Genomic DNA, 13,527 nt, shown 5'->3' on the forward strand with positions numbered 1-13,527 from the left:
TTGCTCCGCGTCCCGGCCGGGGAATCCTGGCCGAGCTTCCGCGCAATGACTACGCTCCGCGCGAGGCTGACAAGCCGGCCGCCCGGCTGGGTATCTCCCGATCGGAATTCGTCAAGTACAACCAGCAGTCGTGGTTCGACCCGGATGCGTTGGTCCGGCTGTCCGGGAAGACCGGTGTTCCCGTGCCCGAGCTGATCGGGCTGAGCGCGGCGATCGGCCGGATTCCCGTTGACCTGCCGCAGATCGCGCACCGGCTCGGTGTCCCCGCGCGCGAGCTCGTCGAGGTGGCTCTCGGGACCGGTCGTTCCGGTGTCGACCCGCGGGATCTGGTGATTCTGCGCCCCGTGTTCGACCGGCTGGGCCTGCGGCCGGTCGATGACGCCCTGGGCACGGCGGAGCTGGCCACCGCGGTCCACAACCGCGCGGCCGCGGCCACCCGTGTACTGGTCAACCGTCTGAATGGCCAAGTTCATTCGCGTCGTCTCGACGAGCTCGAAGAGCACCTGACCACGGAGCGGCTGTTGTGGACGCTCAGCCGCGTCGATCAGGGACGATCGCCAGGGCACCCGCGGGAAGGCGATCTGTGGCTTGCCCACTGGTGGGCCGACGAACTCGGCATGAGCGACCGGGTGGGCCTCGGGTTCTCGATGGGCATGGCCGGGTTCCCGCACGTCGACCCCGAGGCGATCGCCAAGCTGGTTCGCGACCACTACGACGCGGACGAGTACCGCACCCGGTTCCAGGAGATCTACCGGGCGAGCCTGGAGGCCGGCGTGGCGATCGACGGCGTCGAGCAGGTGGCGAAGCAGCTCGGCATGGAGGATGAATCGAGGGTTCTGCTGGAACTGGCCGAGAGCCTGCCGGCGCATCCGCTCGTGCTGCCTTCGTTCCGCCCCTTGGTGAACACGCTCGGGTTCGGGCAGGACGTCGACAATGTCCGCCGGAACATCGACGACCGCGTGGAGGAGATTCGGCAGGAACTGAACTGGGTGCCGGAGAGCACCGGCAAACGGGATGTCTACAACTTCCTGGCCGTGCGCCAGCCCAAACCCGAAGAACTGAACGACAGCGAATGGCTGACCAGGGAGGCCCGCCGCTGGGAAGAGGAGAACGTCGGCCCCGCGCAAGCCGAGGCTCTGCGCCTGCTCGCTCAGGTGTGGAACGAGGGATGGTTCAACGAGCGCGATTACCACACCCTTCGGGACCACCTCGGCTCGGAGCACGCCGGGCTGATCCTGCGGGTGAGCGAGCAACAACAACGGGTGCCCAAGCTTCGGCAGCTGCACGATTCCCGGTTGTCGCGGCTGCTTCCCACAGCCGAACTCCTGCGCCTGGCCCTCGAGACGAACAGCGATCCGCGCGAGGTCCGCGTCTTTGTCGAGAACTACGCGCGGACGCACCGAGGGCCCTGGGGGCTGGCGGACCGGAAGGCCGAGCTGTACGACGTGGCGCGGGACCTGCTGCCCCAGTGGAAGGCGTTCCAGCAGAAGCGGCTGAAGCCGAGGGCGCGTTTCCGGCTGTGGACCGCGGAGGAAGGCCTCCAGCTGTGGACCGTGGACAGGAACCTGCGGAAAGCGGGCCGGAGTTTCCCCGATCTGGACCAGCTGCCCGATCAGGACGTGCTGTCCGCCGCGCGAGGTGAGGCCTGGCCGGAGCCGTCCGGCACCCCGCGCCCGGCCGGACACGGCGCCGCATCCGCGTTCGATGGGTTCCGGTCCGGGTACGAGCCGGGTCCGGACCGGCCGGTGGGACAGGGGAGTTTCCGTACTCCGCAGGACGAGCAGCGGTTCGTCGGCCGGTTCCTCGGTGATCTCCAGGGGGTGAACAGGCCGATACCGGGTGAATGGGCCGGCGCCGGGCGCTCGGAGGACTGTGTCGCGGTGACTGTCCAGATGGCGAACACCCGTCTGTCGGGCAGGTTGCATCGGGCGGAGCCGGTTGGCCCGGTGAGCGGTGCCCGGGTCGTGGAGATCATGGGAGGGGAGCACCTCCACCGGCGTTTCCGGGGCTTCGACGAGTTCAACGCGGCCGTCGAGCGGGAGTTGCCCGCCGAGGGGGTGGCTCTGGTGTCGGGCCGGGTGCGGCCTGGGTGGCGGCACACCTACACCGCTGTCAAGCTGGCCGGCGGGGCGATGGTCTATGTGGACGCGGATGAGACCGGTCGCATCCATATCCGGGACCTGTCCGGGGTCGAGGATCTTCGGTTCGCGCCGTTCGATCGCCGATCGACGTACGAGCCACCGTGGGCGGGCGAAGCCGAGGCCGCTGGGGCGCGGCGAACCGATCAGTTCGCTGCGGATGATGACCCGTTCCTGCGGGAAATGCACGCCGGGACCGGACCGAGTGATTCGGCCCGTGTCTTCGACGGGTTCAAGGACGGGTATGTGCCGCGCCGGGGCTCTCCGGTGACGGCGCGTGCGTTCCGCGCTCCGGAGGAATCGAAGGAGGCATCGAAGCGGTATTACCAGGAGAATTTCGGGGACCGCGAGCGGGCGATCGAGCCGATGGACGCGGAGGCCAGGGCCCAGGTGGCGGGGCAGGTGGCCCGCAGCGCGAGGATGCGACTCGGGGCGTCTCACCTCAACGAAAACCTCGAGGCAAGCTTCCGCGAGTCGGAAGAGGTGCTGGTGCTCGGTCGTTCCGATGACGGGTGGCGGGTTTTCCTCGCCGACCGGCGTGCCCGTGGTGAGCGGCCTTCCGGCGATGTGGTTCGTTACGCGGATTTGTCCGGCCGGGACATGGTCGACCTGTCGAACTTCTCCGATCTGCGATTCCTCCCGATCGAACCGCATAATGAGCGCTCGCTGTCGTCGTTCATGAAGCACCACCAGCCGTCGGACTTCCGTGGCCTTTTGCCCGGCTCGGACACGACGTCCGGCCCGGCCGCCAGCAGGAGGACAGGCACCGAAAGCACGCCGACGCCGGAACGCGCGGAGGCCCCGGAACGCGATCAGGCTGCCCGCAGGGCGCCCGAAACTCCGCGGGCTCAGCACTTCCCCGAGTTGGCCGGTTTCGCCGAGGTGGACCCGCGCATTACGGCTCGGGATTTCACTCCTGTGGTGAGCGACTCGGGCCGCGCCGGGCATGCGCAAGAGGCTCTGGCGCCGATTCTCGCCGCGATCGAGAAGGTGAACGAGCCGGTTCCGGGTGAGCGGGGTGCCCCGGACGGTCGGTTGACGAACTGCGTCGCGGTGAACATCCAGGCGGCGAACACGCTCCGGACGGGCCGTTTGCATCGGGCGGAGCCGGGTGGTCCGGTAACGGGTGCCGATGTCGTGCGGGCGATGCAACGACGTCTCCGGGGCCCGTACCCGAGCTTCTTCGGTGATTTCACCGAGCACCTTGAGCGGGCGTTGTCCAGGGAAGCGGCCAAGCAGGGCGCTGCCGACGTAACGCCGATGGCGTTCGTGTCGGCGCGGTTCCCCGGTAACGGGTATCGGCACCCGCTTCTCGCCGTGCGGCTCCCCGACAGCGGGGTTCGTTACATCGATGCCTCGGCCAGGAGCGAGGGGAATGCCTCCACCAAGCCCGTCGTCGTCGACATGTCGAACGCCCAGGCCGCGGACCTGTGGTTCGCGCCGTTCGAGTCCGGCAAGACCTATTCGCCGCCGGGCAGTCGCAGCAAGTTCGGTGGGCTGAAGGACAAGTTCGCGGCGTGGAATCGGGGTGAGGATTCCTACCACGAAGCCAAGTTCGCGAAGGAACCGCACGCTGGATCCGGGTCGGACGGACGGCACGGATCGAGCAGCAAGTCGTCGCGACCGAGCCGGTTGCCGATCCGCTCCGGTGCGCAGGCGCCGCGTTACGAAGCCGCGTACTCCAAGGAGGAGGTGAAGCGACACTCGCGCACTCTCGGCATCAGCGAGCACGAGTTCCGCCAGCTGGAGAAGGCCGGGCTGGCGGCCGCACCAGGGAAGCTGGACGAGCTGGCCAAGCAGTTCGGCGACCCCAAAGCGAAATCGCTGGTCCGCCTGGTGCTGGCCGCGGACGACCCGCGCCAGGCACTGGACGGGCTGCGCGCACTGCCGAAACTCGCCGAGAAGGTCGGCCTGCCCAACGCCAAACCGCTGTACCGCCTGGTGCGAACGCTGGGCGTCGACGCGAGCCACCTTCCGGTACTGCGTGAGCACCTGGCCACGCTGGCTCGCGACCCGGAGGCCGGATCGCTGAGCGGTGCCGCGCTGGTCGAGAAGCTGCGGCCCGAGCTGCGTCCGTACGGTGTGCGCACCAACGACGACATCGGCTACCTTCTCGGCCTGACCCACCGGCTGAAGTGGGGACCGGCCGACCTGAAGCACCTGACGTCGAGGGCCGACGGGATGGTACCTCTCGAGCTGCTGCACGAGCTGCCTGCGGACTACCTCGCTTCCAGGCTGAACCGGCTACGGGTTGCCGTAAATGCCGAGAAGAACCGTGACGCCCGCGCTCTTGCCGACCTCGTCGGGCTGCCGCCGCAGCCTGCCGTGATGCGGGCGGTGGCCGAAGGCCTCGGGCTGGGGTCGCTGGCGGACCTGGCGATCTTCAAGGAAGACCTGTGGGAGATCAGCCGCGGTGGCCTCGACGCCGACACCATCGTGCGGGAGTTCAACCGGCGGTTGGACGGTGCCGATATCTCACCGCCGCGTTACACCGCGTTGAGCAGCAGGCTGGGCTTCCCGGCGTTGGACCTCTTCGCGCTGCTCCCTGCCGATTCCCGGTGGTATTCCAAGCACACCACCCGGTTGGTCGCGGAGTTCCTCGAACAGCGACCCGAGTCGCCGGTGGACGAGCGGGTGACCGCTCACCTCCGTGACCACGTGTCGATCGAGGATTTGGCCGAGGGGCTGCCCACCGATGACGCCGAGCGCGCCATGCTCGAGTTCGGTGCCATGGGCGACGTCGGCTTCGAGCAGATCCACGCCATCGAACGCCAGTTGGCGGACGAGGTCGGAGGCCGGGGCGCCGAGGATCTCGATGGACTCGCGCAGAACGTCGAAATCGCCGCGGAGATCGCTTCCTTCGATCGGATCCGTCGCCTTGCCGCGGCGCAGCGGCTGGCCACGGCCTATGACCAGATTGTGCCGCTGGCCAGTGCTGTCCGCGTCGGGGATGGCCGGGCACTGGTGCGGGAGGCCCTGCAGTGGACGTCATCGGACCAGCCGCCCACGTACGCTGAGGGGGACCCCAACGCGGGACAGAGTGAGCATTCGGACCAGCCGACGTTCGTGGCACGGCCCGGCGACGAGATCCGCGCACTGATGCCGCGCAGGGACTACGACGGCAAGGAATCCGCCAAACTGGCCAGGAAGTTCGACGTCAGGCCGGACTACTTCACCACCGTGCTGCTCAGGACCCCGTGGTTCGACGTGGACGCGGTCACCAAGCTGGCTGATCGGCTGGACGTGACGCCTGCGGAGCTGGTGGAGTTCAGCGAGAAGATCGACCGGCTGCCGACCGATCTCCTGCAGCGCGCGCACCAACTGGGAATCGCCGACCTGTACACACCGCGCCAGTTGTTCGAGATGTTCCGCGACTTCAACGTGGATCCGCGCCGCACGACCTGGTTGTCCGATGCGTTCGCTCTGCTGGCCTCGTCGCAGAGGGAGGGCGAAGAGAGGCCGACGCCTTCCGAACTCATCGGGCACTTGCCTGATTACATCGAGCGCTACAGCGGTGATCACGCGTGGATGCGTGACTGGCTGTTCTGGGCGCACAGCCGATCGATCGTTTCGGCCGAACAACGCGCGCGCGAAGCGAACCTGTGGCTGAACGATTGGTGGGCCGGCCAGACGGGCGTGAGCCCGGACGACGTCCATGCCGACCTGCGGGACCGGCCCGGCCTCCTGGCCCAGACAGTGCTGGTGTCGAACAAGGTCGGCCTCGACCCCAAGACCGAGTACCCGAAGCTGCGTGATTACCGTCAGCCGATCGACCAGCTGGCGGAGGCGCCGGAGTTCGCGCGGAAGTTCGGGGTACGTGACGCGCGGAAGCTGTACGGTTTGGCGGTCGACCGGCACGCCACCCTCGAGCAGCTTCGCGGATTCCGGCCACTGCTCCACGAACTCGATGATCCGGACAGAGGTGTCGAGCGGGTGGCCTACCGAATCTCGCGCACGGTCAGGGAACTGTCCGACATGATGCACGCCCCGGACGATGATGCGGTATACCGGTTCTTGGGCGAATTCGGACCGTCGCGCGAACAGCTGACCGAGCGCGGCCTGCGCACAGTGACCGAGGAGGCGCGTCGCTGGGCCTGGGAGCGGGAATTGGCGAAGGAGGACTGGTTCGACCAGGCGAAGTACAATCGCCAGCGGGACGAGCTGGGCCGCGAACACGCCGAGAATCTTCTGGGGCTGAGTGAAAGCCTGGAGACGGTCCCCGACGTTATCGGCGCGGCGAAGCGACTGCGCCCGCGTACCCTGACCCCGCAGGGGTTGTTGCAGGCATCGCGTGACCTGGGGCTGCAGCCGGCGGAGCTTGTGGACCTCGCCAACCGGGAGCGGATCTCCGACCCCGATGAACTGGTCGACGCCTACTACCGGGATCCGGAATCACGGCCGGTCGACTTCGACGGCGGAACCGATGCGTGGAGCCCGGTCTCGGTCGGTGCCGGGGAGTCGCGGTTCGCGGACGACTATCAGCACGGTCGCATGATCACAGGCAACAGCTTTGCCGCCCCAGCGGACAACAAGCGATTCTTCGCCGAAAACTATGGCGACTTGAAGTTTGTGAACCAGCCGGAAGCCGGCGTGCATGAGTCGGCACTGCAAATCCTGGGTCGAGGCTATAACTGTAGTCCCGTCACAATTCAGTCGGCCAATATGCGTAATAATCCGGGAACCTTGTTCCGTGCCGAGCCCAGCGGTGGGACCAACATGGCGGAATTTGTCCATGCCGTAGCGGAACCGGTAGTAGGGCCATTCCGGGAACTTGTGCAGGTTGAAGAAGCTCTCAGGTCCTTGGCGAGCAATGGTGACCATGTGGCCGTTCTGATTGAACGAGTCGATCAGTCGCATACGGTTATGGGGCATCTGGACGGTGGCGGAACACCGCGGCTTGCAGACGTTCATGCCCGCGAAATGTACAACGCGTCCAATAAGGACAAGGCTTACTATGTTGTGGCGTTGCGGCGCGGCAAGGTCTATTCGGCGCCGTATCGGCGAGTTGAAGACGGCCTTGGGCTGACTGACGATGACATTGCCGACGACAGTCATAACATGCAGTGGTTCGGTTACGGCGATGCGTTCAGGTGGTTGTACCAATTAGGTCTGAGTCCAAAGGCGTATTTCAAGGATCTGCGTGCGTTGAGCAAGCAGCTCAACCGCTTCCCGGAAGAGTTGCCGAGTGTGGCGCGTGAGAACGGACTGCACCCGAAGGTTCTGGTCCGGGCGGGCGCGGAGACGGGATTCGCCCCAGGGAAGCTGGCTCCGTTCCGTCGTCTGCTGGCCCCCTTCAACGGAGAGCCGGGACATTCACCCCAGATCGCTCACCGTGCGAAATGGATTCGAGACCATGTGCTGCCCGAATTGATCCAGGGCCTTCGCTGGAATCGGGACACCTTCGACCGGTTCCTGGAGAGCGGGTACGCCGTACACCCGGGACTGGACGCGGCCTTCGATCGGCTGTTACGGCGGGATCCCTCCTGGACCAGCGGTTTGCGCGAGTGGGCAGGCAATGCCCAGCTCTGGCGGATGCGGAACATGGCGCCTGGCTTGGCGGGGCAGACCTTCCACGGCGGGCCCGGCGCCGGTCTCGTCCAGGGACAGACTCTTGGCGCGGGCAGGGGCAACGTCGGCACCGGTGATCTGATCTTCTTCGGCAGCTTCGCCACCCCGGCGGAGTCCAAGCGGCACTTCATCGAAAACCACGGCGACTTGGCGCAGGTGAACAAGCCGGAGCCCGGCGTGACCGAATCGGCGATGGAGACCTTCGGCCGAGAACTGAACTGCATTCAGACCGCGGTGATGGCGCGGAACACTCACCACCATCCGGGAACGGTGTTCCGGGCCAAGCCGAGTGGCGGGAACACGGCGGAAGAGCTTGTCGCGGCGACGGGCGGGCGTGTGGAAGGGCCCTACCGCACCCCCTCGGAGGTGAACGATGCCGCTGTCCGGCTCGTGCCCGAGGGTGGCGCCGAGATTTTGCTGATCGCGGGAGACGGCTCGTCTCCGTGGCACGCGGGACTGATCACGAGGGACAGCGCAGGAAGGGCGGCGGTTCCGGACGGTCCCGCCAATGACATGGCCCGTTTCGGGCCGGATACCCAGCAGTTCCATGTCCTTGTGCTGCCCTCGAACGAGGTTTACCTGCCGCCGGTCCCCCGGCCGGTCGAGCGTGCTCTGGGGCTGGACGACGGTGACATCGCCGCCGATGCCCGTGACGTGCCGTGGTTCAGCGAGGACCGTTATGAGCGTCCTCTCCGGCTGTTGAACGACGCCGGCCTTGATCCCCGGCATCATTTCGGGTCGTTGCGTGAGTGGAGCCGGAAGCTCGACCGGTTGCCGGACGAACTGCGGGAGATCGCGGACGAAACCGGGGTCGAGGCGGGAGTCCTGCTGCGGTTGGGCGCGGAGACCGGGCTCACGCCGCGGGCGCTGGCGCCGCTGAAGCGCCTGATGGTGGAGTTGAACGGCGACCGGGTGGATTCGCCCCGGTTCGAGGAGGCGGCGAACCGGTTCACCCATGAAGTAGCGCCAACTCTCGTCAAGGGACTCGGCTGGGACCGGAGCACCCTCGATCGGTTCCTGGCGAACGGCACATCCGCGCATGCGGACCTGGAGCGGGCATTCGAGCGGCTGCTGAAGCAGGATGCTTCGTGGTCACGCGATCTCGTCCAGGGTGAATGGGCGCACAACGCCCAGGCGTGGCTGATGCGGGACCTCGGCGTGCCGACGCGGGACGTCGATCGGATCCTCGGGGAGACGCGGGATCTTCGCGCCGAGGACTGGTTCGATGCTCGTGACTTCACCGGCCTGGTCGAAAAGATGGGTGGCGAGCACGCGGCGACGATCCTCGACGTGAGCCGGGCACCCCACCGCGTCCCTGCCGACTTGCCGAAACTTGCCAACACGCTGGGGATGCGCCCGGAGGACCTGCTCGATGCGGCGCACGGGGTGCAGCGCGATCCGCGGGACGTCGTCAGCTTCATCGCGTCCACCCGCCGGCCCGACCTGACGCCCACACCGCGGGGACGAGCCAAGTGGCTGAAATCGCTGCGGAGCGAGTACTCGCGGTGGGAGACCGGACAGCGGGAGCGCCTCCTGCTGTCGCAGGACCAGCCGATGTCCCAGGTGTGGGAAAAGCTGCGCGACCACGGCCTCGGGTTCGCCGCGCCGGAAGTGCTGGATCGGCCCGCGTTCCGGGACGGTTGGCGGCACGGTGACGCGATCTCCGAGGACGCGTTCGTCAACCCGGTGGACGCCCGGCGTTACGCCGTCGTGCACTACGACTCGGCGCTGGAGGTGAACAGGCCGCAGCCGGATGAGACCCACCAGGACCTCCGGGGCCGTGAGACGAACTGTCCGGCGGTGGCCGTCCAGACGGCGAATGCGATCGAGTTCGGGCGCGAGTTCGAGGCAGAGCCGAGCGCCCCGCTGACGGGCGCGCAGATCGAACACCAGAGCCGCGTGGAGTTCGACGAACCGTTCAAGGATTTCAAGGCGGCCGACGAGTACGTTCGGGGCGCGTTCAAGCCGGGCGACCAGGGACTGCTTTCCTTCCGGGGAGCCGACGGGATGCGGCATCTCTACAACGTCCACAAGCGCACTGAAGACCATGTCGACTACCTGGACATGACGCGAGTACCGGAAGAACTCGGCGACGAGACGGGCATGGCTCGTCTGCGTGCGGCTCACGAGGACGTGCGGATCGCGAAACTGAAGAGGGGCAAGGAATACCGGCCGCCGTATGCGGAGCCGACACCGCGGCGGCCCGTTCCGGGGCCGGCCTACCTGCGCGAATTGCATGCCGGCGGCCCGGCGGAGGTGACCGGGAAGGATCGCAGGGGTGCGGTGAGGATGTTCGATCCCCGCCGGGTTCGGGTGGAGAAGACCGCTGTCTTCGCCGAGCGGAGCCGTGGCACCGCGGGGCTGGACGTGGGGGCAAAGGGCAGGGGCGGCGATCTGGAGAAGATCGTCGCCAGGCTGCAGGAGTCAGGGGGTGTTGTCCGGACCGCGCCCGGTGAGTCGGTCGGCGAGGCGGCCAGGCTGGAGGATCGGCTCAGGCTGGTGTCGCTGCCGTCTCGTGAGGTGATCGTGCTGCGGCTGCACCCGAAGGAGGGCCAGGCCGCGAACAAGGTCCGGGTGCGGGTGGAGCGGGACGGGCACCACGCCAAGACGAGGTTTGTCCACGCCAAGTCCGCCGCGCAGATCGTGCACGCCTCGAAAGCTTTCGCGTCCGCTTACCGGAGGCTTTACGTTTCGGCGGACAATCCGCCGGGCGTGGTGTTGATGGTGCGTGACGGCCGGTCGCTGGCACCGTCGTTCGTCGAGGAGTTCGCGCGGCAGTTGACCAAGTTGATGATCGCGAAGCCGGTCACCCACAAGAAGGTCAACCGTGCCGCGGTGTACACGGATCGGCGTGCGATGGTCCGGGCCAGCACGGATCACTATCTCGGTGTTCCGGACAATCGTGGCTGGGTGACCTACGCGCGGGTCGCCGAAGATCGCTCAGGCCTGAAAAAGGTCGCGGACGGCGCTCGAAAACTGTTCAATCCGAACAGTGACTCGGGTCATCCGTTTATCGTGAACGTCCGGCGGGAGACCAGGTTCGACGACGACGAGCTCGAGTACCTCGAACAGCAGCCGCTCGGCGGGGCCAGGGAATCGGGTGACGAAGATCAGGCCGGTAGTGCTGAGCGTGATTCTGATTCCGCGGCTGAATCCGATCGCTCGGGCACGGATTCGGATCATTCGGATTCCGATGCGGAGTCAGTGGCGGGAGCTGGTGATCGGTCGAGGCGGTCCTCGACGTCGTCTGCGGGCAAGGGGCTGGACCGGGAGGATCTGCGGGACCTGGATCCGGATGCCAGGCCGGTGAACCCCGGCGTCGCGCCGGAGGTGAGGGACGACCCACTGGATGTCGCCGCCTTCGTCCGGTCCACCCAGCGGCGTCCGTTGATGCCCGGCGAGCCGTGGGATTCGCGGCGCACCGAATACTCGCGGTGGGAGACCGCCCAGCGGGATCGCCTCCTGCTGGCGCAGGACCAGTGGATTTACCAGGCGTGGGAAAAGCTGCGCGACCACGGCCTCGAGTTCGCCGCATCGGAAGACCTGGATCGTCCGGTGTTCCGGGACGGTTGGCGGCAGGGTGACGCGATCTCCAAGGACGCGTTCGTCGATCCGATGGACGCCCGGCGTTACGCCGTGGTGCACTACGACTCGGCGCTGGAGGTGAACAAGCCGCTCCCGGTCGATTCCCGCCAGGAGCTCGCGGGCCGGATGACGAACTGTCCGGCGGTGGCTGTCCAGACGGCGAACGCGATCGAGTTCGGGCACGTGTTCTGGGCAATGCCGGGCGCACCGCTGACGGGGGCGCAGGTCGAGCACCTGATCGACAGCGAATTCACCCAATCGTTCAAGGACTTCACCGCGGTCGCCCAGCACATCAGGGGCGAGTTCAAGCCTGGTGACCAGGCCCTGGTTTCCTTCCGGGGAGCCGACGGGAAACGGCACATCTACAACGTCCACAAGCGCACGGAAGACGCTATCGATTTCCTGGACATGCAGCCGGTGCCGGAGGAACTCGGCGACGAGTCGGGGATGGCGGATCTGAGCGTTCGTCACCAGGACGTGCGGATCGCGAAACTGGAACGAGGTAAGCGATACGACCCGCGATACAACTCGCGATTCCCGGCGTTGCGTCAGTGGCGGGAGGACGGTCCGGAATATCGCCGGGAACTGCATGGCGGCTCGGATTCTGTTGTCGGCGTGGACCGCAAGGGGCGCAAGGTAAAGCTCGACCCGAGCACCTTGTCCGGGCGGTTCTTCGTGTACTCGGACGACGACCGCGGCACTGCCGGTGTCGAAGTGCGGTCGAAGGAAGAGCCGAACCAGCAGCTGAGGAGCATTGCGGAGGAATTGCAGCGGGAGGGGCGAGTCGTCCGTACCGCACCTGGGGAGTCGGTCAGTGCGGCGTCGGCCAAATCGGCTACCCGTTTGGGAATGGTACCTATTCCGTCCGACGATGTGATCGTGACCTTTCTGCATCTTGACTCGGACGGAAAAAAGTTCAAGGTGTGGGATTCCTATGAGCAAAGGACGGGTTACTTCGACGCGGAGTCGGCCGCGCGGATCACGTACGGCTTCGAAGCTTTCAGGAAGGCGTATGGGAGGCTGTCCGACCGGGTGGGATCCCCCGACTATCCGCCCGCGGTGCTCCTCGTCGTCTCCGGTGCCGATTCGGGGTCGAAGTCACTTGTCAAGGACTATGCCAGTCATCTGACCAAGTTGATGATCACGAAGCCGCCTGGTGGTCTGAAGGCGAATCGCGCCGTGGTGCACACCGGCTGGAACGGCGTCCGGGTGAGCAGGGACGACCGCCTCGGTGTCCCGGACAACCAGGGCTGGGTGACGTACCAGCGGGTCGCGCAATCGCGCAGGGCTCCGGACGGAGTACTCGGTTACCTTTTTTCCATCGACAAGAAAGTGTGGAGCTATCCGCTTACCACGCTCGACAACAGGTACACCAGGTTCAACGATGTCGAGTTGAGCCGGATCGCGCGAGCTGAGCGGTTGCAGTATGAACCGGAGCCGCCGCAGCCGCAGGATCGGCCGGAGTCGCCAGAGCCGCAGGTGCGGCCGGAACGGCCGGAGTCGCCGGTGCGACCGGAAACACCAGAGCCGCCGGTGCGGCCGGTGCGACCGGAGCCGCAGGAACAGCCGGAGCCGCTGTCGTCGGAGTCGCCGGTGGTGGGTGATCGGCCGCGGGCGCCGTATGCGGGGTCGGGTGCTGGTGCGAAGGAGCAGCCGCGGCCTGTGGAGCAGCCGCAGTCCGAGGTGAAGCCGCGGCCTGAGGCGAAACCGCAGTCCGCGCCGGCGCCGCGGCCTGAGGCGAGGCCGCAGTCGGAGCCGGAACAGTCGAAGCCTGAGGCGGGGTCGTCGAAGCCCGAGCGATCGGAGAAGGGCAAGAAGCCCGTTCGTCCTGGGCCGCGGCGCGTTGAGGTTGCCGATGTCGAGGAGCAGCATTCGTCCGGGTCCGGCGATTTGCCGGGGTCTCCGCCACCATCGGGTTCGACGTCCGGGCCGGGCGCTGGGGCGAAGGAGCGACCACGACCTGAGGCGAAGCCGCGGCCTGAGCCAAGGCCTGCGCCGCAGCCGCAGTCGCAGCCCGAGGTCAAGCCGCGGCCTGAGGAGAAACCGCAGCCCTCGCCGACGCCGCGGCCTGAGGCGAGGCCGCAGTCGGAGCCGGAGCAGTCGAAGCCCGAGGCGGGGTCGTCGAAGCCCGGGCGATCGGAGAAGGGTAAGGAGCCTGTTCGTCCGGCGGCGTCGGAGTCGCCGGTGGTGGGTGATCGGCCGCGGGCGCCGTATTCGGGGTTGGGTGCTGGTTCGA

General features: G+C 67.0%; 1 pseudogene (only partly in view). It reads left to right on the forward strand.

Annotation, left to right across the window (positions count from 1 at the left end):
- Positions 1-13,527: pseudogene (locus ACFWY9_RS02100) on the forward strand (hypothetical protein) (its annotated part extends 36,097 nt beyond the left edge of the window); the annotation flags it as partial.

It is taken from the genome of Amycolatopsis sp. NPDC059027 (assembly GCF_042739735.1).
In the GTDB taxonomy this organism is placed as follows: domain Bacteria; phylum Actinomycetota; class Actinomycetes; order Mycobacteriales; family Pseudonocardiaceae; genus Amycolatopsis.